A 22,878-nucleotide genomic window follows, 5' to 3' on the forward strand; every position below is an offset into this window, starting at 1 on the left:
CGGTCGGCGCTACATCCTTTGCACCATGAAACGTTTTGCCATCGCCCTCGCCTTGCTGCTCGCAGCAGCCCCGATGCTCGCCCTCGCCCAGCAGACGACGCCGCCGCGCACGCAAAGCCCCGCACATAGTGCGCCGCGCGGGGCCGGCGTGGTGCGGCCTTTGCCGCCGCGCGTCGATCTCGGCCCTTCGGCCGACGTCGAATACGCGAACTGCTTGGCGCGTGCGGCCAGGGAGCCCGAGCTTGCGTACGAAGACGCGATGGGCTGGGCGCGCACGCGCGGCGGCGGCGAGCCTGCTCTGCACTGCGCGGCCGTGGCGCTGTTCAACAGCGGGCTCTATCGCCAGGCAGCCCAAGCTTTCACAGACATGGCCGGGCGCTATCGCGACCGCCGCGTGCTGATCCGTGCAAGCCTCGCCGCCCAAGCGGGCCATGCGTGGCTTGCCGCCGACGATTCCACGCGCGCGGTCGCGGCCTTCAACGTGGCGGTGGACGTGGCACCGGACGTCGCGACCTTCTGGATCGACCGCGCCGAAGCCTTGGCCGCGTCGCGCAAATACTGGGAGGCGATCGACGATCTCAACCGGGCGGCCGATCTCGATCCCAGGCGCGGCGACATCTTCGCGTTCCGGGCGGCCGCCTATCGCAAGGTCGATGCGTTCGATCTTGCCCTCGAAGATGCCGAGCGCGCGGTGCGGCTTGCCCCGCGCATGCCCGAAGCATGGCTCGAGCGCGGCATCTTGCGCGCCAACAAGGGCGACAAAAACGGCGCGCGCCAGGATTGGCGCGAAACGCTGCTGCTCGATCCCGAAAGCCCGGCCGCCGATGCCGCACGCGAACAGATCGAGCGCATGGAACTCGGCGTGCGCTAAAAATCCAAGTCCGCGTAGTGGGCCGGCGGCGGCGAGCCCGGCAGATGGTCGGCCAAAAGCGGCCGGAAGGCCGGGCGGCTTTTGATGCGCGCATACCATTCGTGCGCGCGCGGATAGACGTCCCACGGCACGTCGCCCATATAGTCGAGCGTGGAGATGTGGGATGCCGCCGCAATATCGGCCAAGCTGTAGCGCTCGCCCGCGAGGAACTTCCGGCGTTCGGCCAACCAGCCGATATAGTCGAGATGGTAGCGGATATTCTGGTAGCCCGCCCGGATCGCCGACGAGTTGGGCTCAGCCGCCGTCAAGAAGCGCTTGATGAGCTTCTCGCGATAGAGATTGTCGGTCACTTCGCGCGCGAACTTCTCGTCGAACCACGCCACGAGGCGGCGCACTTCCGCACGCTCGGCAGGATTTTCGCCGATCAGATTGACGGCCGGATATTCGCGCTCGAGATGTTCGCAGATCGCCTGCGAATGGCACACGAGCGTGCCGTCTTCGTCGACCAGCACAGGCACCGTGCCGGCCGGATTGAGGGCGAGGAAAGCGGGCGCACGCTCCCAGGTTTTTTCGACCTTCATCTCGAATTCAAGACGCTTTTCGCCCAACGCCACGCGCACTTTGCGGCAGAAGGGCGAGAGCGGAAGGTGATGAAGGATGCGCATGGCGAATCGATACGACGCAGTTTACAGAACGCGTCGGCCTTAGGCGAGGCCCAGCAGCGCCGCCCCGTAGAACAAGGCAAGTCCAAACAAGATCGCCGCAAGCGCGCATGCGGCAAGCCCGATGCCGACAGCAGCACCGTCGTGCGCTGCAAGCCCGAGCGCGAGGACGACCAGCGCCAGCGACGGGATCAGCGGCAGCAGCGGCAAAGGGATCAGCAGCAGCACGGCTTGCAGCAGGGCGGCAAAGCCGATCCAGCGCCGTGCCGCAGGGCCAGTCAACATAGCGCCCCGCGGGCGCAACAGTTTTTCGCCACGCGCCAGCAACGGGGCAGCGGCCGCCACGACGCGCTGGGCGCGGCCACGCGAGATACCCAGCCTTGCAAGAAACCCCGGCAGGCGCGGATGGGCCACGCCGAGCGCCATCTGGATCGCCACAAGCGCGAGCGGAACCGCGAAGATCGTCGAGAAGCCGGGCAGGCTCGGCCCCGGCGTGAGGTTTGGGACGGCGAACAAGAACAGCAGCAGCCCGTAGCCGCGCGCCTGCAACGCCTCGACCAGTTCGCCAAGTGTGATGCGGGCGGCCGGATCGCCCGCCACCGCCGCTTGCAAGGCTGCACCGAGCCCTTGGGTCACGCGCGGCCCCGCAGCAAGCGCGGTGCGAGTGCTGTGGCCGCGACGAAGACCAAAGCCGCAGCGACGGCCAGCACAAGCGTTTCTTTCGCCGCCTCCGGATCGGTCCAACCGGCGGCACCGAGATTGGAAAACACGATCGCGACCGGCAACGTGCCGAGTGCCGTACCCAGCAGGAACGAAAGATAGCGCAGTCGCGAAAGCCCGAAGCCGTAGGTGACGAGCGCACCCGGTACGGGCAGCAAGCGTGCGAGTGCCACGGCGCGCCAGCCGCTCTTTTCGGCGCGTGCGATCCAAGAGCCCACGCGCGCCCATTCGTGCGGCCTCAAGGCCCCGCTATTGGCAAAGCGTGCGACGAAAAAGCCGAGCGACGTGCCCGCAAGCGTGCCCGCCACGGCCCAAGCAATGCCTTCGGGAAAGCCGAACAGCAACCCGGCGGCAATGGCAAACGCCCAGCGCGGCAAGGCCACAAGAATGCCCGCCGCATGGGCGAGCACGAACGCTGGCCCCATCCAAGCGCCTGCAAGCCCGACCGCCGCTTCGAGGGATGCCGGCGAAACTTCGTCGCGATTGGCGATGGCTGTCGCGGCGGCAACTGCAATCAGCAGCACCGGCACAAGCCGAACCCACAAAGGAAAACGCGGCGTCATGGCGATCTGTATAGAATGCAGCGGCGGCGGGCGCTACTTGCGCCGCCGCTGCCCCGATTCAAAAACAAGCCGCTTGCGCGATTTTCCGTCGCTCAATCCGCCCCAACGCCTTTGCCGGGGCGGCGTTGGTCGGCGCGGCGCACGGGGTGGGCAAGACGCGCCAGCATTTCCTTGGGCACGATCTGGCGGAACTTGCCGACCTCGCGGTCCCAATCGGCCAGGATCTGGCGCGCATGCTGCGACTGGGTTTCGCGCGCATGTTCTTCGATCAGCTCCTTGAGCACGCCTTCCCAGTGCGCGGTTTCGACCTTCTGCACGATCACGGTTTCGTCGTTCACACGGTCGGCGAACGAACCGTCCGCGTCGTAGACGAACGCCATGCCGCCGGTCATGCCGGCCGCAAAATTGTCGCCGACAGCACCCAGGATCGCGACCGTTCCGCCGGTCATGTATTCGAGCCCGTTCGACCCGCAACCTTCGACGACAGCGACGGCACCCGAATTTCGCACGCCGAAGCGTTCGGCGGCTTGGCCGGCGGCAAAGAGCCGCCCGGCCGTGGCGCCGTAGAGCACCGTGTTGCCGATGATCGTGTTCTTGTTCGACACGAGCGGCGACGACGTCGTCGTGCGCACCACGATGGTGCCGCCCGACAGACCCTTGCCGACATAGTCGTTGGCGTCGCCGAACACTTCGAGCTTCATGCCTTGCACGGCGAATGCGCCGAGCGACTGGCCGGCCGAGCCGCGCAGACGCACGGTGATGTGGCCCGGCTTCAAGCCCGTCATGCCGTATTTACGCGTGATCTTACTCGAAAGCTTCGTGCCGATGGCGCGGTAGACGTTGCGGATATTGTATTCGAGCTGCATCTTCTCGCCCCCTTCGAGGGCGGGGGCAGCGTCCGCGATCATCTGCTCGTCGAGCGTTTCGGGCACTTCGTTGCGGCCCTCGAGCGTGCAGTAGCGCGGATATTCGCCCGGGTCCGCCTGCACGAGCAGCGGGTTGAGATCGAGATCGTCGAGGCTTTCGTCGCCGCGCAGCACCTGCGTGAGCAGGTCCGAACGGCCGATCACGTCGCGCAGCGACTTGAAGCCGAGCGACGCCAGGATCTCGCGCACTTCTTCGGCCACAAACGAGAAGAGATTGACGACCTTCTCGGGGCTGCCGTCGAACTTGGCGCGAAGTTTCGGATCTTGCGTGCACACGCCCACGGGGCAGGTGTTGGAATGGCACTGGCGCACCATGATGCAGCCCATCGCGACGAGCGAGGCCGTGCCGATGCCGAACTCGTCGGCCCCCAGCATGGCGCCGATCACGACGTCGCGCCCGGTGCGAATGCCGCCGTCTACGCGCAGCTTCACGCGATGGCGCAGGCGGTTGAGCGTTAGCACCTGGTTGGTTTCGCTTAGCCCCATCTCCCAGGGCAGGCCCGCATATTTGATCGAGGATTGCGGGCTTGCACCCGTTCCGCCGACATGGCCCGAAATCAGAATTGCATCGGCCTTGGCCTTGGCCACACCGGCCGCGATCGTGCCGATGCCCGAACGTGCGACGAGCTTCACGCACACGGCGGCTTCGGGGTTGATCTGCTTCAAGTCGTAGATGAGCTGGGCCAGATCCTCGATCGAATAGATGTCGTGGTGCGGCGGCGGGCTGATCAGCGTAACGCCCGGCGTGGAGTGCCGCAGGCGCGCGATGAGATCCGTCACCTTCGAGCCCGGCAGCTGGCCGCCTTCGCCGGGCTTGGCTCCTTGCGCCACCTTGATCTCGAGCTCGCGGCAATTGTTGAGATACTCGGCCGTGACGCCGAAGCGGCCCGAGGCAACCTGCTTAATCGCCGACGACGGATTGTCGCCGTTCGGGCGCGGCTTGTAGCGGGCGGGATCTTCGCCGCCCTCGCCCGAATCCGACTTCGCGCCGATGCGGTTCATCGCGATCGACAGGGTCTCGTGCGCTTCGGGACCCAAAGCGCCCAGCGAGATTCCGGGGGCAATCAGCCGCTTGCGGATCTCGGTGATGCTTTCCACTTCGTCGACCGGGATCGCCTTGCGACCCGGTTTGAAGTCCAGCAGGTCGCGCAGATTGATCGGCGGCAGCTTGCGGCATCCGTCCGAGAAATCGCGGTAGATCGCGTAGGAATCGCGTTCGACCGCACGCTGCAGCGTGTGGATAAGCTCGCCTTCCCAGAAATGCGCCTCGCCCGATTTGCGATAACGATAGAAGCCGCCGACCGGCAAGGCGATCACGTCTTCGCGGAATGCGCGGCCGTGCAGTTCGGCGGCCTTCTTCTGGATGCCCTTGAGGCCGATGCCGGAAATGCGGCTCGCCATGCCCGGGAAGAATTCCGAGATCAGCGTGCGCGACAGGCCCACGGTCTCGAAATTGTAGCCGCCGCGATAGGACGACACGATCGAAATGCCCATCTTCGACATGGTCTTGAGCAGACCCTCGTCGATCGCCTTGCGGTAGCGGTTGACGGCGTCTTTGAGGCTCAGGCCTTCGAACAGACCGCGACGATGGCGGTCGGCGATGGCTTCTTGCGCCAGATACGCGTTGACGGTGGTGGCGCCGACGCCGATGAGCACGGCAAAGAAATGCACATCGAGGCATTCGCCCGTGCGCACATTGAGCGACGTGAAGGTGCGCAGTTGCTGGCGCACGAGATGCGTGTGCACGCCGCCAGCCGCCAGGATCATCGGGATCGGCGCCTTGTTCGGGCCCTGGTTCTTGTCCGACAGCACCACATGCACGGCCCCGCCGCGCACGCCGTCTTCGGCTTCGCGCTGCACGCGCTTCAGCGCATCGCGCAACGCCCATTCGCCGGCCGCCGGATCGAACGTGCAATCCACCTCGACGGCGGTCGCACCCATGTAGGCGCGCATCGCGTCGAACTCTTCGTTCAGCAGCACCGGGCTTTCGAGCTGCAGCAGGCGGCACTGGCTTTCGTCTTCGTCCAGAATGTTGCCGAGATTGCCGAGGCGCGTGCGCAAGGTCATCACGCGCCGTTCGCGCAACGAGTCGATGGGCGGGTTCGTGACCTGGCTGAAATTTTGGCGGAAGAAATGGTGCAGGCCGCGGAACTTGTCCGAGAGCACGGCGATGGGCGTGTCGTCGCCCATCGAGCCCACGGCTTCCTTGGCGTCCTCGACCATCGGATGCAGGATGAGTTCGAGATCTTCGATCGTCCAGCCGACCGCGAGCATGCGGCGGCGCAATTCGTCGCGCGACAGCCCCTGCTTGGGTTCGGCGTCTTCCTTGACGATCTGGTCGATGACCGTGATGTTGCGCGTCCAGTCGCCGAAGGGGCGCGATTGCGCAAGCCATTCCTTTAGTTCGCCGTCGCGGTAGAATTTGCCTTCGGCCAAATTGACCGCAATCATCTGGCCTGGGCCCACGCGGCCTTTTTCGACGACCGTCTGTTCGTCGACCTTGACCATGCCCGCTTCCGAACCCACGACGAGCAGCCCGTCGCCGGTGATCGTGTAGCGGCAGGGCCTGAGACCGTTGCGGTCCATGCCGGCCAGCACCCACTTGCCGTCGGTGCAGGCAAGGGCGGCCGGGCCGTCCCACGGCTCCATGACCGAGTTCGCGTAGGCGTACATGTTGCGGATGTGCTGCGGCGTCTTGTCCGCGTAGGACCAGGCCTGCGGCACCATCATCGTCTTGACCATCGGCAGCACGCGCCCGCCGCGCACGAGGAGTTCGAACACATTGTCCATCTGTGCCGAATCCGAGCCCGGCTGAACGACGGGCTTCAGGTCGTCGACCATGGCGCCGAGCGAGTCATGCGCCATGCGCGTCTCGTGGCTCTTCATCCAGTTGACGTTGCCGCGCACGGTGTTGATCTCGCCGTTGTGCGCGAGCGTGCGGAAGGGCTGCGCCAAGCGCCACGTCGGGAACGTGTTGGTCGAATAGCGCTGGTGGTAGATCGCGAAGGACGAGACGAAGCGCTCGTCGGTGAGATCGGGGTAGAAGACCGAAAGAGCTTCGGCGAGGAACATGCCCTTGTAGATGATCGAGCGGCACGACAGCGAGCAGATGTAGATGTCGACGATGTTCTCTGCGAGCGCTTGCTTCTCGATGCGGCGGCGGATCACGTAGAGATCGAGCTCGAACTGGTCGTCGGGCGCGTTGCGCACGTTGTGGACCATGATCTGTTCGATCTCGGGGCGCGTGGCGTTGGCCTTCTCGCCGCACACCGATGTGTCGATCGGCACCTGACGCCAGCCGTAGACGGCGTAGCCCATCTTGAGGATTTCGGTTTCGACGATCGTGCGGCAGCGCTCCTGCCCGTCGAGATCGTTGCGCGGCAAAAACACCTGGCCGACTGCGACGCGCGCGGCCGAGGGTGTGACGCCCTGGCGCTCGATGTGGGCTTTGAAAAAGTCCTGCGGGATTTCGATGTGAATGCCCGCCCCGTCGCCGGTCTTGCCGTCGGCATCCACGGCCCCGCGGTGCCACACGGCTTTGAGAGCGGCGATCCCCGCCTCGACGACCGAACGGCGCGGCTTGCCGTCGATGGCGACCACGAGCCCGACGCCGCACGCATCGTGCTCGTCGGTCGGATCGTAGGCGTGGCCCGCTTCGAGCTTGGCCGCGTTGGCGCGATAGTCGCGCGCAAAAATCTCGCCGTCGTTGAGTTTGTCGGTCATGGGCTAGTTCCCCTCTACTCTGCCGCGACCGAAGCGGGTGCGGCTTTGGCGGCGAGATATTTGTGGATGGCAGCGGCGGCGTCTTTGCCGTCGCGGATGGCCCACACGACGAGCGAAGCCCCGCGCACGATGTCGCCGGCCGCGAACACTCCGTCGATCGCCGTCATCATCGTGCGGTGGTTGACCTTCAACGTGCCCCAGCGCGTGACGGCAAGTTCGGGGGCGCCGAACATCGTCGGCACGTCTTCGGGATCGAAGCCGAGCGCTTGGATCGCCAGATCGCACGGCAGGTCGAAGCTGCTCTCCTCGATCTTTTCCGGCAATTGGCGTCCCGTGGAATCGGCAATGCCAAGGCGCATGCGATAGGCGCGCACGGCTCCGACGGCTTCGGAGCCCGCCTTCTTTTTGGCCTTGCCCGACTTGGCGAGGAAGGCTTCGGGGGCGGCGAGCCACACGAATTCCACACCCTCTTCTTCGGCGTTGTAGACCTCGCGCTGCGAGCCCGGCATGTTCTTCTTGTCGCGGCGATAGAGGCACTTGACCGACTTCGCCCCTTGGCGCACCGCCGTGCGCACGCAATCCATCGCCGTGTCGCCGCCGCCGATCACGACGACGTTTTTGCCCGCCGCATCGAGCGTGCCGTCGTCGAAATCCGGCACCTCGTCGCCGAGGCCCTTGCGGTTCGACGCCGTGAGATACGTCATCGCGGGCACGATGTTGGCAAGGCCCACACCGGGCGCTTCGATCGCGCGCGCTTTGTAGACACCCGTGGCCACCAAAATCGCATCGTGCTTGGCGCGCAATTCGTCGAGCGTGGCTTCGCGACCCACTTCGAAATTGAGATGGAATTTGATGTTACTGTCTTCGAACAGCTTCTGGCGACGCTGCACGACCTCTTTTTCGAGTTTGAAATTCGGGATGCCGTAGATCATGAGGCCGCCCGCACGGTCGTAACGGTCGTAGACATGCACCTGGTAGCCCTTGCGGCGCAGCGCGTCGGCCGCGGCGAGCCCACCAGGACCGGCACCGATGATGCCGATCGATTGCGCGCGTTCCTGCGGCGGCGCGATGGGCTTGACCCAGCCTTTTTCGAAGGCGGTGTCGGTGATGTATTTTTCGACCGAACCGATCGTGACGGAATCGAAGCCCTTTTCGATCACGCAATTGCCTTCGCACAGGCGGTCTTGCGGGCAAATGCGGCCGCAGATTTCCGGAAACGTGTTGGTCGCCTGGCTGATTTCGTAGGCTTCTTCGAGCCGGTTTTCCGCCGTGAGTTTCAGCCAGTCCGGGATGTTGTTCGAGACCGGGCAATGGATCTGGCAGAACGGCACGCCGCATTGCGAGCAGCGCCCGGCTTGCGCCTCGGCCTCGGTCTTGCTGAACTCGGCATAAATCTCGTCGAAATCGGCCGTGCGCTCGGCGGCAACGCGCTTTTGCGGCATTTTCTGGTCGCGATCGACGAAGTGCAGCATTTTGCCGGTGGTCGCCATGGGCAAGGTCCTGACGAAAATGAAAAAGGGACCGACGGTCTAAGCTAAGTTGAACAGCAGGAACAGCGAAAAAGAGAAAGTAGGACAGTATAGGGTAACTACTTTCTTGAAGAAGTTGAAAAATGAGGCAGAATTGAGAATTTACTTGTAGAGTGTAAAAAATTTAGTACATTTTTGGTATCGAATTTGCGATTTCCTGCGTCGGCCGGAATTCCGTATACATCTTTCGTAAAGTTTTGCGGGGATGCAATGGATTTTGTCACGGCCATCAAGGCGTGCTTCACGAAATATGTCGGGTTCGCCGGTCGCGCCCCACGCAGCGAATATTGGTATTTTACGCTGTTTCTGGTCGTCGTTGCGATCGCGCTCGGGGCCGCCGGGCTCGACCAGGTCGGCAATTTCTTTTCCCTCGTGACGCTGCTGCCGAGCCTCGCGGTCGGCGTGCGTCGCCTGCACGACACCGACCGGTCCGGCTGGTGGCTGCTGCTTTTGCTCGTGCCGCTGGTCGGCATGATCATACTGATCGTATGGTTCGTCAAAAGCGGTACGCAAGGTGCAAACCGCTTCGGCGACGATCCGCTGCAGCCAGCCCAATCCGCCCTTCCGCCCGACGCCTGACAATCGCGACACCTGACAATAGAGCCGGACACACGACGATGGAATCCACGCTGTTTCTCGGGCAAGCCGCTTTGTGCCTGGCGCTTGTCGCCGCCTTTCTGCAGACCATGCCGTCGTTGCGGCTCGCGGCAATGGCCGCCTGCATCGCGACGATGGCGGCGGGTTATGCCGAAGGTCTTGCCTGGCTGTGGATCGGCGCAGGCTTGGTGATGCTCGTGCATGTGTGGCGCTACGCCCAGGCGCGCGCCACGCTCGAGCGGTTGACGTCGGACGAAACGCCCTCGCCCGCCGCCCTGTTCGCGTTCGTCAATCGCGAGACGCTGGCACCGGGCCAGATCCTGTTCAAACGCGGCGACGCCGGGGCAGAGATGTATCTGATCGTCGAAGGCGAGATCGAAATCGTCGAGCTCGGCAAGATTCTGGGCGCAGGCTCGGTGCTGGGCGAGGTCGCGCTCGTGGTGCCCTCGCACAAACGCACGGCGACCGCGCGCGCCAAATCGAACGTGACGCTTGCGCGCATGACCAAACGCGACATGGAGCTGACGGCCCTGCAGAACCCGACTTTCGGGTTCGAGCTGTTGAAGCTCGTCGCACGCCGCCTATCGGACGACGTCGAACGTCTCGAGCAGCGGATCGCGGACAGCGCTTAAAAGAGGCAGCGCCTAAGCGGGTGCGGCGAAGCGCCCGCCTTTGCGGTAGGCGGCAAGATAAACGGGGGCGACTGCTTCCATGGCGGCAGGCTGAATGCACAAAGCTTCGAGGCCTTGCGCACCTGTGCCGATATTGTCGGTCTTGAGCAATTCCACCTGGTCGCGCGTGAGGAGCTTGATCGGCAGCATGCCCATCAGCGTGCCCTGGATTTCCGCGATCGGCCACGCGATGGGCACGAGGCCGCGATGTTTGCCGATCGTCTTCAGCAGAAACTCCATGAGTTCGCGGAAGGTGTAGACCGTGGGGCCGACCGCCTCAAAGATCTGACCCTTGGCGCTGTCGTAAGCGATCGCGCGCTCGATTGCGGCCGCCACATCGTCGACATAGACGGGCTGGAACTTCGTGTGCCCGCCGCCGATCAGCGGCAAGGCCGGCGACCAGGCCGCCATCTGCGCAAAGCGATTGAAGAAACCGTCTTCGGCACCGATCACGATCGACGGGCGGATGATCGTGGCATTCGGGAACGCTGCGCGCACGCCTGCTTCGCCCGCAGCCTTGCTGCGCGCATATTCGGATTTGGAGGCGGCATCGGCACCGAGGGCCGAGACTTGCACAAACGACGTCGCCCCTGCCGCAAACGCGGCTTTCGCCAAACGTGCCGCCCCGTCGGCCTGCAGGGCTTGGAAGCTCTGACTGCCGCTTTGGGCGAGAATGCCGACAAGATTGACGACCGCATCGGCCCCTTGCACCGCCGACGCAAGCGCTTCGTCGCTGTCGGTCAAATTGACGCGCAGCGGGGCGATCTGCCCGACAGCACCCATGGTCTTGAGGAAGGCGCCCGCGACGGGATCGCGCATGCAGGCGCGCACGACATAGCCTTGCTGTGCCAAGCGCCGCACCACATAGCGCCCGATGAAGCCCGAAGCCCCGAACACCGTTGCGCGCCGAACCGGTCCGATCCCTGCCCCCATGTGCTTGGCCCCCTATCACTTCCGCAATGGCGCTTGAAATGCCAGATCCCATGGCGATAGAGCCAAGCCCGGCGCGCGTCAAGTCCCGGCCCGGGTGCCGACGGCGCAACCGCGCAAGGAGCATTTGACTTCGGCCCGTTCTTCGGCGTAAAGACGCGGCCTTGCGCACGAGACCCGGTGCCCGGGTGGCGGAATTGGTAGACGCGCTAGATTCAGGTTCTAGTGGCCGTAAGGTCGTGGAAGTTCGAGTCTTCTCTCGGGCACCAACTCTCCCCTTCGAACAGGGTCAAATGGCAACGACCGTCCATCTGCATCAAGGCGACCTCCCCGACGGGCTCAAATTCGGCGCGTCGATCGCGATCGATTCCGAGACCATGGGCCTGCGCCCCGAGCGCGACCGACTGTGCGTGGTGCAATTGTCGGGCGGCGACGGAACGGCGCATTGCGTGCGTTTTGCCAAAGGTACCTACGACGCTCCCAATCTCAAGGCGCTGCTGACCGATCCGGCGACGCTCAAAATCTTCCACTTCGCGCGCTTCGACGTGGCCATGTGCGCCAAATATCTTGGCGTGCGCGTGGCCCCCATCTACTGCACCAAAATCGCCTCGCGCTTGGTGCGCACCTTCACCGACCGGCACGGCCTCAAGGATCTGTGCCGCGATCTGATCGGCAAGGAATTGTCCAAAGAGCATCAATCCTCGGATTGGGGGGCGGCGGAACTCACCCAAGCGCAGCTCAATTATGCGGCATCCGACGTGCTCTATCTGCACGCGCTCAAAGCCAAGCTCGACGACATGCTCGCGCGCGAAGGCCGCACGCATCTGGCGCAAGCCTGTTTTGATTTTCTGGGGACCCGCGCCGATCTCGATCTGCTGGGCTGGGGCGAAGAAGACATCTTCGCGCATTGACGTGTGGCCCCGTGTTGCTGCAGCGCAGCATAAAACTTGACTTGCCCCCACACGCTGCAATTTTTCTTTACAAAACATTTACTTAGAGACATTGACTTCGTGCCTCCAAAACAGGCATAGTTCTTGCCTTGCGATGGGAGGCCCTCCCGGCCAATGACAACGCTGAAAGCCATATCGACTGTGGCAAATCCGGCCTCGGCGCGCGACCTCGCGGTGGCGCGACGTGCGATTGCGGTCGAGCGTGCCGGGCTTGAAGCGCTGGAAGCAAGCCTCGACGCGAATTTCATCGCGGCGATCGACCGCATCGTCACGGCCCCCGGCCGCGTGATCGTGTCGGGCATGGGCAAATCGGGCCATGTCGCGCGCAAGATTGCCGCGACCTTGGCCTCGACCGGCACGCCTGCCCAGTTCGTGCACCCAGCCGAAGCAAGCCACGGCGATCTTGGCATGATCACGCCCGCCGACGTCGTTTTGGCCCTGTCCAATTCTGGCGAAACCGTCGAGATGACCGATCTTGTGGGCTATTCGCGCCGCTTTGCGATCCCGCTGATCGCCATCACCGCGCGCGAGAAATCGGCCCTGGCGAATGCTGCCGACATCGTGCTGCTGCTGCCGGCGGCCGAAGAAGCGTGCCCGGTGGGTCTTGCCCCCACGACCTCGACGACGATGCAGCTCGCCCTCGGCGACGCGATCGCGGTGGCCCTCATGGAGCGGCGCGGCTTTACGGCAGCACACTTCCGCGAATTCCATCCGCGCGGCGCTTTGGGTGCGCGGCTCGCGAAGGTGGGCGATCTCATGCACACCGATTTGCCGCTCGCGAGCCCTGGCCAGAAAATGGCCGACGTGCTGATCAAGATGACGGCCAAGCGCTTCGGCTGCGTGGCCGTGGTCGACGCGCAAGGCTGGCTTGCCGGCATCGTCACCGACGGCGATTTGCGCCGCCACATGGCGCCCGACCTGCTCGACCGGCCGGTCGAAGCAGTGATGACGCGCAATCCGCGCGCGGTCGCCCCCGACACGCTCGCCGCCGAGGCGCTGGCGCTGATGAACGCGCACCAGATCACGGCGCTGTTCGCCTGCGAAACGCAAGACGGCCAGCGCCGTCCAGTCGGCATCCTGCATATCCACGATCTGCTGCGCGCAGGTGTCGCATGATTCCGCGTGCAACGCCGCGCCCGCCCCAGCCCGAAATCGGGCTCGTCGATTTGCCGCCCCCGCCGGTACCCGTGCCAGTCGCGTCGGAGACCCAAGCGGTTCCGCCGCCGCGCGCCCGGCTCGCGGGCCTCACGCCGGGCGGCCCACGCGTGTACAGCCCGCTCTACAGCCAGATCGTGGGCTTGCTCAAATTCACACTGCCGGCCGCAGCCCTCGGGATCGCGGCCCTGGTGCTGCTGTGGCCACAGCTTAATCCGATCGACGCGCGCTTTCGCCTTACGCCCGTGCAGGTGTCGATCGAGGACCTCGAAAATCTGCGCATGGTGCAGCCGCGCTATGTCGGCGTCGACGACCGCAACCAGCCTTACACGATCGTCGCCGAACAAGCGACGCAAGCCAAAGGCTCGTCCGATTCGACCGACCTCAAAGATCCGCAAGGCGACATTGCGATGAATTCGGGCACGTGGCTTGCGATGACGGCCGAGCACGGGCTCTACCACCAGCCCGACAAGGCGCTCGAATTGTGGGGCGGGGTCACGTTGTTCCACGACGGCGGCTACGAGATTTCGACCGACCGCGCGCGCATCGATCTCGACCGCGGCACTGCGCAAGGCGATGCGCCCGTGCGTGCGCAAGGCCCCAACTCGCAGCTCGACGGGTCCGGCTTCCGCATCGACGATCGCGGGGCCCGCGTCGAAGTCACGGGCCAAGCGCGCGTGCTGCTGTTCCCCACGCCGCGCGCCACACCCGCCTCGACCAGCACGACGCCCCGCGCGCAAGCGGCCGTCCCGCCGCCGCCAACCCCGGCGCCGCGCCGATGAGCGGTTTTTTGCGCCTCTCTTTCTTGGTCGTCTTGTCGGCCGTATGCAGCACCTGGGGTGCGGCCGCCTGGAGCCAGGCGATCGATCTCGGGCGCGGCGGCTCGGGAACGCCCATCGAGATCACGGCCAGCAACGGCATCGAATGGGACCGCGATGCCAAGCGCTATGTCGCGACCGGCAATGCCGCCGCACGCCAGGGCGACACGAGCGTCTATGGCGATCGGCTCGTCGCGTGGTATCGCGAAGCGGCCACCGGCGGCACCGAAATCTTCCGCTACGAAGCGATCGGCAATGTGCGCTTCGAAACGCCCACCCAGAAGGTCGAGGGCGATCGCGGCATCTTCGACGTCGACAGCGAAGTTGTGGTCGTGACGGGTCGCGCCCTCAGGCTCACCACGCCCACCGACACGCTGACCGCGCGCGACACGCTCGAATACTGGGCCGCGCGCGAGATTGCGGTCGCACGCGGCAACGCGATGATCGTGTCGGGCGAACGGCGCATGACGGCCGACGTAATGACGGCGCACTTCGTGCAACAACAGCCGCAAGCGCGAACAGCGGCCGCACCGGCACGCGGGCAGCAGAATGCGCGCAGCGGCCAGCGCCCGGCCACAGGTAACGCGCCGGGCGGCAACGATGCGCGTCTGCAGCGCGTCGAGGCGTTCGGCAACGTGCACGTTTCCACGCCGACCGAAATCGCGCGCGGCGATCGCGGCGTCTACAACATGCAGACGAGCATTGCGCAGCTCGCCGGCAATGTGCGCCTCACGCGCGGCGACAACCAGATGGCCGGCGATTTCGGCGAAGTGAACATGAATACCGGCATCTCGCGCCTGCTGAGTGCGCCCGGATCGGGCGACGGGCGCGTGCGCGGCCTGCTCATTCCGCAGCAGGCGCGGCCATGAACGACCGGCCCTATCCCGTGCGCACGGCGCAAGCCCCCTCCGCTTCAGCGGCGACCGGCGATGCGCCGGAATTGCGGGTCGTAGCGGACAATCCGGGCCTCGTCGCGCACAAGCTCGGCAAACGCTACAAAGGCCGGCCGGTGGTGCGCGAAGTGACGCTGAGCGTGCAGCGCGGCGAAGCGGTCGGCCTGCTTGGGCCCAACGGGGCCGGCAAAACCACGTGCTTCTACATGATCACGGGTTTGATCGCGCCCGATTTCGGCTCGATCCGGCTCGACGGCGCCGACATCACGAGCCTGCCGATGTACCGGCGCGCGCGCTTGGGCATCGGCTATCTGCCGCAGGAAACCTCGATCTTCCGCGGCCTCACGGTCGAGCAGAATATCCGCGCCGTCCTCGAGCTCATCGAAAGCGACACCGCAAGGCGCGAGGCGGTGCTCGACGAACTGCTGGCCGAGTTTTCGATTTCGCATCTACGCCAAGCGCCCGCGATGGCGCTGTCGGGCGGCGAGCGGCGGCGCGTGGAAATCGCGCGCGCCCTCGCCTCGCAGCCGCATTTCGTGCTGCTCGACGAACCGCTCGCGGGCATCGACCCGATTGCGGTCGGCGACATCCGCGATCTCGTGCGCCACTTGAAAGATCGTGGCATCGGCGTGCTGATCACCGACCACAATGTGCGCGAAACGCTGGAGATCGTCGATCGCGCCTACATCCTGCACGACGGCCACGTGCTGATGGAAGGTACGCCCGACGCGATCGTCGCCTCGCGCGACGTACGGCGCGTCTATCTCGGCGAGCGGTTCTCGCTATGACGCGCGGAGGGCAAACATGAACCGTCTTGCCCCGCGCCTCGACCTGCGCCAGACGCAGCAGCTCGTGATGACGCCGCAGCTGCAGCAGGCGATCAAGCTTCTGCAGCTCTCCAATCTGGAAGTCGCCCAATTCGTCGAAGAGGAGCTTGCGCAAAATCCGCTGCTCGAGCGCGACGAGCCGGGTGCCGAAAGCGGAGCCGCCGAAATCGTCGACCGCGGCGAAGCGCCCGATCTGGCGCGTGCCGACGCCGAAACCTCGCTGCTCGATCCGGTGGCGGGTGCGGCCCAGTCGAACGAAGCCCCGCTCGACATCGACTACGACAACAATTTCAGCAAGGGTGCCGACGAGCCGCAGGGCGAAGGCGAGTTCCTCGGCGAATGGAAGGGGACCGGCGGGCGCTCGGATTTCGAGGATTCGGAATTCGGCCTCGAACAGACACTGGCACGCCCGGTTTCGCTGCGCGAACATCTGCTGGCGCAAGCGGGAGTCGATTTCGCCGAGCCCGTCGACCGCATCATCGCGGCCCGCCTCGTCGATCTCATCGACGATTGCGGCTACTTGACAGCGCCGCTCGGCGAGCTTGCTGCCAAGCTCGACATCGACGAGGCGGAGATCGAACGCGTGTTGAAGCGCTGCCAGCGCTTCGATCCGCCCGGCATCTTCGCGCGCAGCCTCAAAGAGTGCTTGGCCCTGCAATTGGCCGAGCGCAACCGTCTCGACCCGTGCATGGAAAAGCTGCTCGAAAATCTCGATCTGCTGGCCAAGCGCGACGTCGCCACGCTGCAGCGTCTGTGCGCCTGCGACAACGAAGATCTGCAGGACATGGTGGCCGAGCTGCGCAGCCTCGACCCCAAGCCAGGGCTCGCCTTCGACCGGGCACTTGCAAGCCCGATCGTGCCCGACGTTTTGATGCGCCTGGCCGCCGACCGCAGCTGGATCATCGAGCTCAACCAGGAAACGCTGCCGCGCGTGCTTGTCAACACGCGCTATCACGCGCGCGTGCACGGGGCCGTGCGCACCAAGCAGGAAAAGGAATTCGTCGCCGAGCGGCTGCATGCGGCCAACTGGCTCGTCAAATCGCTGCACCAGCGCGCGCAGACGATTCTCAAAGTGTCGGTCGAGATCGTGCGCCAGCAGGACGGGTTCTTCCGCGGCGGCGTGCGCCATCTGAAGCCGCTCGTGCTGCGCGACATCGCGGCCGCCATCGACATGCACGAATCGACCGTGAGCCGGGTCACGACCAACAAGTTCATCGCGACCCCGCACGGCATCTTCGAACTCAAATATTTTTTCACCTCGGCGATCCCGGCCTCGGGCGGGGGCGACGCGCATTCGGCCGAGGCCGTGCGCGACCATATCCGCGGCCTGATCGATGCCGAGACCGCAACGGAGATCCTGTCCGACGACCGCATCGTCGAGCTGCTCAAAGCCAGCGGCATCGACATTGCAAGACGTACGGTCGCCAAGTATCGCGAGGCGATGAACATCGCTTCGTCGGTCCAGCGCAGACGCGAAAAAGCGTCGGGTTTCTAGTCGCTTAAGGGAAAACGCTTGACCCTTGCAGGACCCGGGCGCAGGCTCGGCCAAAGGGTGGAAAAAAATGCGCAACCATCGCGTCGCCCCCGACTTGACGAGCCTTGCAGCCGACTTGACGAGCCTTGCAATGGCCACCTATGTTCCCCGGCAATTGCGGAAAGAAGGGCCGGACGGCGCGGCCCGCAGCCCGTGTCTTTACGTCGCACACTCAACCGGAAAACGACCCCAATCATGCAGTTGTCAGTAAGCGGCAAGCGCCTCGATGTCGGCGATTCGTTGCGCAACCATGTCGGCAAGATTCTCCAAGCGGCGGTCGATCGCTATTTCGGCCGCGCCCTCGAAGGCAAGGTCGTGTTCGAACGCCAGCGCCATATCTTCCGCGCCGACATTTCGGTGCATGTGCGCCGCGGCATGACGCTGCAGAGCCACCACGAAGCAAGCGACCCCTATGCCGCCTTCGACGGTGCGGTCGAACGGCTCGACCATCGCCTGAAGCGCCACAAGGGCCGCATCAAGGACCGCAAGCGCGGCAAGGGTGCGGACGCCGACGACGGCGTATTCGAAGCCGCCCGCTATGCCGTGATCGAAACGGAAGCCGAAACGCTCGACCAAGCGCAGCTCGCCGCCCCCATCGTTGCGGAAATGACGACCGACATCGGCACGCACAGCGTGGGCGAAGCGGTCGCACGCCTCGATCTCGGCCAGAAACCGGTGCTGATGTTCCGCAACAGCGCCAACGGCCAATTCAACGTCGTCTATCGGCGCGCGGACGGAGCGATCGGTTGGATCGATCCGGGCGCGCAATCCGCCACCTCGGCCAAACGCTAGGCGCCCGCCAATGCCCTCCATGGAACTCACCGAATTTCTCGCCCCCGAAGCGGTCCTCGCCTCGGTTCGCGCCACCAACAAAAAGCAGGTGCTGCACGAGATTGCGCGCAAGGCGGCCGAGCTTTCCTCGGTCGAAGAACGCCTGATCCTCGACGTTGTGCTCGAGCGCGAACGGCTCGGCACCACGGGCGTGGGCAACGGCATCGCGATCCCGCACGGCAAGCTTGCGGGCTTGAAGCGCCTCTACGGCGTGTTCGCGCGCCTGGAAAAGCCGGTCGATTTCGAAGCGATCGACGAGCAGCCGGTCGATCTCATTTTCATGCTGCTCGCACCCGAGGGTGCGGGTGCGGACCATCTGAAGGCGCTCGCCCGCGTCTCGCGGCTGCTGCGCGACCGGCGCATGTGCGAAAAACTGCGCGGCTCGGACCGCGCCGACGCGCTCTACGCGCTTTTGACCGAACACGCTGCCAGCCACGCGGCCTGACGGCCGCTGGGGCCAGTCACGCGGCCTGACGGCCGCGCGCCGAACCAACACTTACATTGCGTCGCGCGGCTCGAGTTCGTGCTGGCGAATGGCGGCAAACGCCAGATCGCGGTCGGGGGCTGTGCCGATGCGCTCGCCGTCGGCGGCAAAAATCGCATAGATCGGGCGCGGAGCTGATTCGCCGGGCAACGTCTCGACAAGGCGCCGCACATAGGCGACACCCTGCACACCCAATGCGGCAAAAGCTTCGGCCGACATGGGTTCGGAACCGGCGGTGGATTGGTTCATATCAACGCTCCTTGCTCGCGGCTGGGGTTGCCGCTTGGTCGTCGAGGCGGGCTGCGCCCACGTCGATCGTCTTGTTCTTCGCGGCGTTGGCACCGCTGCGAATGGGGATCGAGCGCGCTTTGGGCTCGGCCAAGGGGCGCATCAGGTCGATGTGCAAGAGGCCATTGTCGAGCGTGGAGCCCGTCACTTCGATGCCGTCGGCAAGCACGAAACTGCGCTGGAATTGGCGGGCGGCGATGCCGCGATGGATATAGACGCGGCCCTGCTCGTCGGTCTGCTTGCCGCGGATCGCAAGCTGGTTGTTCTCGACCGTGATCGACAGATCGTCGAGCCCGAAGCCGGCGACGGCGAGCGTGATGCGCAGACCGTTTTCGCCGATCTGCTCGATATTGTAGGGCGGATAGCCTTCGGCCGCATGTTTGGCAATGCGGTCGATCGTGCGCTCGAATTCGTCGAATCCAAGCAGCAGCGGATTGTTGAACAGCGACAAACGCGTCATCGGCGGCACCCTCCCAACGAGCAATGCCAAGTTACGGTCGGCGCCGACCCCTGAAGCACGGGCATCGACGCCTTGCAATCAATATGGCAAGCGCACGCGCCCTCATCAAGAGGGGGCGCTTCAGCTGCCCGGTCAGGTGCCCGGGCGGCGCGAATATTTGGCCGAACGCGGCGCCATTCGGCCGGGGGCGGGCTTGGTCGCCGGGACCGGTGCAGCACCCGGTTTTTTGCCCAGGTGATTTACAGTCCGGTTCCGCGCGACATTGTCGGCGGCGGCAAAAAAGCGCTGCGTGGCGGCAGTCGACGGTACCGGCGCGCCGTCGCGGACCGCGCGCACGCGATCAAGCTCGGCCTCCATCTGGAAGTCGGCGCCGCCGGCCATGCGCTCGAGCTGTTTGGCCGCCCCTTCGAGATTGACGACCATTTGTTCGAGTTCGAGCCGGTGTGCGCGCATCAGATCGTCGCGCTTGAGGGTATGGCGAAACCCTGCCGCACGCTGGCGGAAGCGTTTGGCCTTGGCCAGATACATGTCGGCTTTGGGGTCGGGGCTTTTCATCTTCCTGGAGTTCGACTCGAGACCCCAAAAAGTATACGCCCCGACCCCGACAAGCAAATGCAGGCCCGGTCGCCGCCTCTACCGCATGCCGTGCCCGTGGCCGCGCCCGCGATGCTCGAACGTTTCGGCAAGGGCGGCTTTCTGCTGGTCGTTGAGGGCCAGTTGCAGCCGCTCGAGGGCCGGGCGGATCGTCTTCATCCCCTCAAGCATGGCAGCCATGACGGTTTCGCGGCGCGCCAGGCTTGCCGCCGCGTCGTTGGCCGGAGCGGCCGCCGTCGGGGTAGCGCACAGGCGCTTAATGGGCTCGGCCGCCGCACGCGCGTCGCGCGCGAACGCGTCCCACGCCGCACGCTGCTCGGATGTCGGCTTCACCTTGGCTTCCGTATAGGAAAGGCGGCTGGCGAGCCGCGCATCCCCGTCGCGGCACATGCGGTCGAGCATGCCTTGCGACCGGTCCGACATGTGGTCGGGGCGGCGATCGTGCTCGCGTGCGGGACGGTCCTGGGCGAGGGCCGCACCGGCGACAAGCGACAAAGCGAGGGCTGCAACGATGCGAGTCTTCATGGGGGAAATCTCCTGGTTGGATCGTGTCGGGTTTCGACGCGATCCTTGTCGCAGAGATGCGCGCTGCGGCGATGACTGTGGCGTTTCATCGTGTAACCCGGCGTTACACCGCAGGCCGTAGGCGGCACGCCTCGACGCGGCTAGACTTATACCCGTCATGAACATGCGCACCGCCCATATTCTGATCGTCGACGACGACCGCGAGATAAGACGCCTCATCGTGCGGCTGCTGACCGAGAACGGCCTGCGCGCCACGGCCGTCGGCGATGCGCGCGAAGCCGACGCCGCCCTCGCGGCCGGGCGCTTCGATCTCGTGGTGCTCGATTTGATGCTGCCCGGCGAAGACGGGCTTTCGATCGCGCGCCGCATGCGCGCAACAAGCGACGTGCCGATCCTGATGCTGACCGCGCGCGGCGGCGAGATCGACCGCATCGTCGGGCTCGAGATGGGTGCGGACGACTATCTCGCCAAACCTTTCAGCCCGCGCGAGCTGGTGGCGCGCATCCGCGCCATTCTGCGCCGCACGGGCGAGCGCAGCGACGAAGCGCCCAAGACGCGCAGCTTCCGCTTTGCGGGCTGGCGCGTGGACGCCGCACGCCGCGAACTGCACCGGCCCGACGGGGCGCTCGTGCCCACGACAGACGCCGAATTCGATCTCCTGTGGGCCTTTCTCGAGCGCCCGCAACGCGTGCTGAGCCGCGAGCAGCTGCTCGATCTGGCGCGCGGGCGAGCCGCGCAATTGTTCGACCGTTCGATCGACGTGGCCGTGATGCGCCTGCGCCGCAAGATCGAACCCGATCCGACCAAACCCGAAATCATCCGCACCGTGCGCAACGGCGGCTACATGTTCGCCGCCGACGTCGAGGCAGGCACGTGAAACGCATCGCTTGGCTCGACGGCATTGCCGCGCGCATTGCGGCCGTCTCGATCCTCGGGCTGGTGCTGGCGCAATTGGCCGCCGTGGGCGTCGCCTTGCTGCTGCGGCCGCACGAGTTGCAGGTGTTCCAGGCACGCTGGCTCGTCGATACGACGTCGGACGTGGCGCGCGAGGTCTTCACGCGCCCGCCGGGCGAGCGCGCGCGCGCCTTGCGCGAGCGCCCCGAGGTCGCACATTTGTCGTTCGCGTTGCAACCGACCTTCGAGACCGACGCCGAACCGCGCCGGCCGCGCGGGCCGGGTGGGCGCCTGCAGCGCGGCATCGCCGAGCGGCTGCCGCCGGGCTACCGGGTCGAGGTGGATCTCGTCGCCTTCGCACCGGGCCGCGCGTGGAACGCGCCCGACCGCTATATCCGCCGCGTGCCCGACGAAGCGTCCGTCTGGAACGAAGGGACCGGCGGCGTGGTGCCCGGCAGTTTCGTGCTCGCCGTACGCGGCCCCGACGGCACCTGGCTCGTCGTGCGCCCGAAAGAAGCGCAGATCGGCTGGGGCTGGATCGTGTTCGCGGCATGGCTTGCCGCAACCGCCGCAGCGGGCGCTTTTGCCGCGTGGTGGGCCGCACACCGGCTCGTGCGCCCGCTTGCAGCCCTCGCGCGCGAAGCCGCCCGCGCCGGTGCGGGCCTCGCCCCGCTTACGCAAGCCGCCAAAGACGCGCCGCGCGAAGTGCGCACGATCGGCGAAGCCTTGGCGCGCATGCGCGGCCAGCTCGTGCGCCATGTCGAAGACCGCACGCAGCTGCTTGCCGCCGTGAGCCACGATCTGCGCACGCCGCTCACAAGACTGCGCTTGCGAGCCGAGGGAATCGGCGACGAGTCCGAGCGCGCCAAAGCGCTCGGAGATCTCGAAGAGATGGAGCGCATGATCGGCGAGACGCTCGCATTCGCGCGCGCCGACGCGCTCGAAGCGGCGCCCGAGCGTTTCGATCTTGCGGCCCTCGTGCAGACGCTCGTGGACGAGCGCATCGACATGGACCGGCCGGTCGAATACGAGGGCCCGGCGAGCCTCGTCATCGAAGGCCGCGCGGGTGCCCTCAAACGCGCACTCGCCAATCTCATCGACAACGCGCTCGCCTATGCCGGGCCGGCGCGCGTACGGCTCGGCGTCGAGGCCGACGCGATCGCCGTCGTCGTCAGCGACGACGGACCCGGCATTCCCGCCGACCGGCTCGAAGACGTGTTCCGCCCCTTCGTGCGGCTCGAAGCCTCGCGCTCGCGCGAAACCGGCGGGGCGGGCTTGGGGCTTGCGGTCGCGCGCGACGTCGCCCGCGCGCATGGCGGCGACGTAACGCTCGCCAATCGCAGGCCCAAAGGCCTCGAGGCGCGCCTCACGCTGCCGAAAATCGCCGGACCGAAAATCGCTTGAGGTAGGCGGCCGTTCGTCGTACGCGGGAA

23 protein-coding genes and 1 tRNA gene are annotated in these 22,878 nt (G+C 65.6%); 14 read left to right on the top strand and 10 right to left on the bottom strand.

All coding sequences use genetic code 11. From position 1 onward, the window contains the following. Positions 1–25 precede the first annotated feature (25 nt). Positions 26–871 (top strand): tetratricopeptide repeat protein, encoded by an 846-nt coding sequence (locus O9320_03555; protein MCZ8309904.1) that lies wholly within the window; start codon positions 26–28, stop codon positions 869–871. Here O9320_03555 and O9320_03560 read toward each other — a convergent pair. From O9320_03560 to O9320_03580, 5 genes are all read right to left on the bottom strand, one after another. Beyond that, positions 868–1,536: a glutathione S-transferase family protein gene (locus O9320_03560; GenBank protein ID MCZ8309905.1), complete on the bottom strand. Its 669-nt coding sequence runs from the start codon at positions 1,534–1,536 to the stop codon at positions 868–870. The genes O9320_03555 and O9320_03560 overlap by 4 nt on opposite strands. 39 nt (positions 1,537–1,575) lie before the next feature. Beyond that, positions 1,576–2,169, bottom strand: coding sequence for an exopolysaccharide biosynthesis protein (locus tag O9320_03565; protein MCZ8309906.1), 594 nt, complete (start codon positions 2,167–2,169; stop codon positions 1,576–1,578). Next, the gene (locus O9320_03570; protein ID MCZ8309907.1) at positions 2,166–2,816 is read right to left on the bottom strand and encodes a VTT domain-containing protein; all 651 of its coding nucleotides are present in this window, start codon (positions 2,814–2,816) and stop codon (positions 2,166–2,168) included. The genes O9320_03565 and O9320_03570 overlap by 4 nt, the downstream gene beginning before the upstream one ends. Before the next feature lie 92 nt (positions 2,817–2,908). Continuing rightward, positions 2,909–7,465, bottom strand: a complete 4,557-nt coding sequence (gene gltB, locus O9320_03575) for a glutamate synthase large subunit (protein MCZ8309908.1) — start codon at positions 7,463–7,465, stop codon at positions 2,909–2,911. A 14-nt stretch (positions 7,466–7,479) separates the two neighbouring features. Further along, positions 7,480–8,955: an NAD(P)-dependent oxidoreductase gene (locus O9320_03580; protein MCZ8309909.1), complete on the bottom strand. Its 1,476-nt coding sequence runs from the start codon at positions 8,953–8,955 to the stop codon at positions 7,480–7,482. A gap of 249 nt (positions 8,956–9,204) precedes the next feature. On the opposite strand from O9320_03580, the gene O9320_03585 reads away from it, so the two are divergent. Together O9320_03585 and O9320_03590 are read left to right on the top strand one after the other, a co-directional pair. Further along, positions 9,205–9,573: a DUF805 domain-containing protein gene (locus O9320_03585; GenBank protein ID MCZ8309910.1), complete on the top strand. Its 369-nt coding sequence runs from the start codon at positions 9,205–9,207 to the stop codon at positions 9,571–9,573. Positions 9,574–9,611: 38 nt separating this feature from the next. Then, positions 9,612–10,223 (top strand): cyclic nucleotide-binding domain-containing protein, encoded by a 612-nt coding sequence (locus O9320_03590; GenBank protein ID MCZ8309911.1) that lies wholly within the window; start codon positions 9,612–9,614, stop codon positions 10,221–10,223. A 12-nt stretch (positions 10,224–10,235) separates the two neighbouring features. On the opposite strand, the gene O9320_03595 is transcribed toward O9320_03590, so the two are convergent. After that, entirely contained in the window at positions 10,236–11,195 is a 960-nt protein-coding gene (locus O9320_03595) for a complex I NDUFA9 subunit family protein (GenBank protein ID MCZ8309912.1), read from the bottom strand. 179 nt (positions 11,196–11,374) lie between these two features. Between O9320_03595 and O9320_03600 the strand changes: the two genes are divergently transcribed. From O9320_03600 to ptsN, 9 genes are all read left to right on the top strand, one after another. Then, positions 11,375–11,461: transfer RNA gene (locus tag O9320_03600), tRNA-Leu, on the top strand. A gap of 24 nt (positions 11,462–11,485) precedes the next feature. After that, on the top strand, positions 11,486–12,103 hold the full coding sequence (locus O9320_03605; GenBank protein ID MCZ8309913.1) for a ribonuclease D: 618 nt from the start codon (positions 11,486–11,488) through the stop codon (positions 12,101–12,103). A gap of 153 nt (positions 12,104–12,256) precedes the next feature. Continuing rightward, positions 12,257–13,258, top strand: a complete 1,002-nt coding sequence (locus O9320_03610; protein MCZ8309914.1) for a KpsF/GutQ family sugar-phosphate isomerase — start codon at positions 12,257–12,259, stop codon at positions 13,256–13,258. After that, on the top strand, positions 13,255–14,079 hold the full coding sequence (gene lptC / locus O9320_03615; protein MCZ8309915.1) for an LPS export ABC transporter periplasmic protein LptC: 825 nt from the start codon (positions 13,255–13,257) through the stop codon (positions 14,077–14,079). Before O9320_03610 ends, lptC begins: the two co-directional genes overlap by 4 nt. Further along, the gene (locus O9320_03620; protein ID MCZ8309916.1) at positions 14,076–14,984 is read left to right on the top strand and encodes a hypothetical protein; all 909 of its coding nucleotides are present in this window, start codon (positions 14,076–14,078) and stop codon (positions 14,982–14,984) included. The genes lptC and O9320_03620 overlap by 4 nt, the downstream gene beginning before the upstream one ends. Beyond that, positions 14,981–15,796, top strand: a complete 816-nt coding sequence (gene lptB / locus O9320_03625) for an LPS export ABC transporter ATP-binding protein (GenBank protein MCZ8309917.1) — start codon at positions 14,981–14,983, stop codon at positions 15,794–15,796. Before O9320_03620 ends, lptB begins: the two co-directional genes overlap by 4 nt. A 16-nt stretch (positions 15,797–15,812) precedes the next feature. Continuing rightward, complete coding sequence (rpoN, locus tag O9320_03630; protein MCZ8309918.1) at positions 15,813–17,330, top strand: RNA polymerase factor sigma-54; 1,518 nt, start codon at positions 15,813–15,815, stop codon at positions 17,328–17,330. Between the two features lie 234 nt (positions 17,331–17,564). After that, positions 17,565–18,161 (top strand): ribosome-associated translation inhibitor RaiA, encoded by a 597-nt coding sequence (raiA, locus tag O9320_03635; GenBank protein ID MCZ8309919.1) that lies wholly within the window; start codon positions 17,565–17,567, stop codon positions 18,159–18,161. A 19-nt stretch (positions 18,162–18,180) separates the two neighbouring features. Then, positions 18,181–18,645 (top strand): PTS IIA-like nitrogen regulatory protein PtsN, encoded by a 465-nt coding sequence (gene ptsN / locus O9320_03640; protein ID MCZ8309920.1) that lies wholly within the window; start codon positions 18,181–18,183, stop codon positions 18,643–18,645. 51 nt (positions 18,646–18,696) lie between these two features. Here ptsN and O9320_03645 read toward each other — a convergent pair whose 3' ends face one another. The 4 genes from O9320_03645 to O9320_03660 form a co-directional block, all read right to left on the bottom strand. Next, positions 18,697–18,933 (bottom strand): DUF1150 family protein, encoded by a 237-nt coding sequence (locus O9320_03645; GenBank protein ID MCZ8309921.1) that lies wholly within the window; start codon positions 18,931–18,933, stop codon positions 18,697–18,699. A gap of 1 nt (position 18,934) precedes the next feature. Next, complete coding sequence (locus tag O9320_03650; GenBank protein ID MCZ8309922.1) at positions 18,935–19,432, bottom strand: Hsp20 family protein; 498 nt, start codon at positions 19,430–19,432, stop codon at positions 18,935–18,937. A gap of 132 nt (positions 19,433–19,564) precedes the next feature. Further along, on the bottom strand, positions 19,565–19,987 hold the full coding sequence (locus O9320_03655) for a hypothetical protein (protein ID MCZ8309923.1): 423 nt from the start codon (positions 19,985–19,987) through the stop codon (positions 19,565–19,567). Between the two features lie 78 nt (positions 19,988–20,065). Further along, positions 20,066–20,551, bottom strand: a complete 486-nt coding sequence (locus tag O9320_03660; protein MCZ8309924.1) for a Spy/CpxP family protein refolding chaperone — start codon at positions 20,549–20,551, stop codon at positions 20,066–20,068. Positions 20,552–20,708: 157 nt separating this feature from the next. Between O9320_03660 and O9320_03665 the strand changes: the two genes are divergently transcribed. Both O9320_03665 and O9320_03670 read left to right on the top strand, forming a co-directional pair. Next, positions 20,709–21,428 (top strand): response regulator, encoded by a 720-nt coding sequence (locus O9320_03665; protein ID MCZ8309925.1) that lies wholly within the window; start codon positions 20,709–20,711, stop codon positions 21,426–21,428. After that, positions 21,425–22,849 carry an ATP-binding protein gene (locus O9320_03670; protein ID MCZ8309926.1) on the top strand — a complete coding sequence of 475 codons (1,425 nt, stop codon included), beginning with the start codon at positions 21,425–21,427 and terminating at the stop codon, positions 22,847–22,849. Before O9320_03665 ends, O9320_03670 begins: the two co-directional genes overlap by 4 nt. The last annotated feature ends 29 nt before the right edge of the window (positions 22,850–22,878 follow it).

The sequence above is a fragment of the Magnetospirillum sp. genome, from assembly GCA_027532905.1.
In the GTDB taxonomy this organism is placed as follows: Bacteria; Pseudomonadota; Alphaproteobacteria; order CACIAM-22H2; family CACIAM-22H2; genus Tagaea.

Coding starts and splice junctions, on each gene's coding strand:
- O9320_03555 (MCZ8309904.1), top strand. CDS start 26: ATGAAACGTTTTGCCATCGCCCTCGCCTTGCTGCTCGCAGCAGCCCCG.
- O9320_03590 (MCZ8309911.1), top strand. CDS start 9,612: ATGGAATCCACGCTGTTTCTCGGGCAAGCCGCTTTGTGCCTGGCGCTT.
- O9320_03570 (MCZ8309907.1), bottom strand. CDS start 2,816: ATGACGCCGCGTTTTCCTTTGTGGGTTCGGCTTGTGCCGGTGCTGCTG.
- lptC (MCZ8309915.1), top strand. CDS start 13,255: ATGATTCCGCGTGCAACGCCGCGCCCGCCCCAGCCCGAAATCGGGCTC.
- O9320_03660 (MCZ8309924.1), bottom strand. CDS start 20,551: ATGAAGACTCGCATCGTTGCAGCCCTCGCTTTGTCGCTTGTCGCCGGT.
- O9320_03655 (MCZ8309923.1), bottom strand. CDS start 19,987: ATGAAAAGCCCCGACCCCAAAGCCGACATGTATCTGGCCAAGGCCAAA.
- ptsN (MCZ8309920.1), top strand. CDS start 18,181: ATGGAACTCACCGAATTTCTCGCCCCCGAAGCGGTCCTCGCCTCGGTT.
- O9320_03650 (MCZ8309922.1), bottom strand. CDS start 19,432: ATGACGCGTTTGTCGCTGTTCAACAATCCGCTGCTGCTTGGATTCGAC.
- gltB (MCZ8309908.1), bottom strand. CDS start 7,465: ATGACCGACAAACTCAACGACGGCGAGATTTTTGCGCGCGACTATCGC.
- O9320_03560 (MCZ8309905.1), bottom strand. CDS start 1,536: ATGCGCATCCTTCATCACCTTCCGCTCTCGCCCTTCTGCCGCAAAGTG.
- O9320_03595 (MCZ8309912.1), bottom strand. CDS start 11,195: ATGGGGGCAGGGATCGGACCGGTTCGGCGCGCAACGGTGTTCGGGGCT.
- O9320_03580 (MCZ8309909.1), bottom strand. CDS start 8,955: ATGGCGACCACCGGCAAAATGCTGCACTTCGTCGATCGCGACCAGAAA.
- O9320_03665 (MCZ8309925.1), top strand. CDS start 20,709: ATGAACATGCGCACCGCCCATATTCTGATCGTCGACGACGACCGCGAG.
- O9320_03605 (MCZ8309913.1), top strand. CDS start 11,486: ATGGCAACGACCGTCCATCTGCATCAAGGCGACCTCCCCGACGGGCTC.
- O9320_03610 (MCZ8309914.1), top strand. CDS start 12,257: ATGACAACGCTGAAAGCCATATCGACTGTGGCAAATCCGGCCTCGGCG.
- O9320_03645 (MCZ8309921.1), bottom strand. CDS start 18,933: ATGAACCAATCCACCGCCGGTTCCGAACCCATGTCGGCCGAAGCTTTT.
- lptB (MCZ8309917.1), top strand. CDS start 14,981: ATGAACGACCGGCCCTATCCCGTGCGCACGGCGCAAGCCCCCTCCGCT.
- O9320_03620 (MCZ8309916.1), top strand. CDS start 14,076: ATGAGCGGTTTTTTGCGCCTCTCTTTCTTGGTCGTCTTGTCGGCCGTA.
- rpoN (MCZ8309918.1), top strand. CDS start 15,813: ATGAACCGTCTTGCCCCGCGCCTCGACCTGCGCCAGACGCAGCAGCTC.
- O9320_03585 (MCZ8309910.1), top strand. CDS start 9,205: ATGGATTTTGTCACGGCCATCAAGGCGTGCTTCACGAAATATGTCGGG.
- raiA (MCZ8309919.1), top strand. CDS start 17,565: ATGCAGTTGTCAGTAAGCGGCAAGCGCCTCGATGTCGGCGATTCGTTG.